This window comes from Pseudomonas sp. P7779 (genome assembly GCF_013386315.1).
In the GTDB taxonomy this organism is placed as follows: Bacteria; Pseudomonadota; Gammaproteobacteria; order Pseudomonadales; family Pseudomonadaceae; genus Aquipseudomonas.
Map to the genome: position 1 here is coordinate 7,410 of NZ_JACARZ010000184.1, position 356 is coordinate 7,765.

Sequence of the window (356 nt, forward strand, 5' to 3'; positions counted from 1 at the left end):
GTTTAACAGCCAGATCAAAAGCCAGAGCGAATGCAGATCTGCTTTTCTGTGGGAGCTGGCTTGCCTGCGATGCAGACAACTCGGTACATCAGGTACACCCAGTTGATGCTATCGCAGGCAAGCCAGCTTGTATGGTTAGACTTGTAGGGGTGGTGGGACTAAAAGCCAGCATCTGACTCTAGCCAGTACAGACCGTGGGAGACTTCGCCCCACCCCTTCACCAAAGCGCCGATAAGGAATGCATCGGCCATGACCGACGATAGAAGCAAGCCAGCGCAACGGTGAAGCCCCGACAAGCCCATAAACCCTAACCCGGAGCGTTTTTCATGGCAATGACTCCCACATTTGGACCGTGC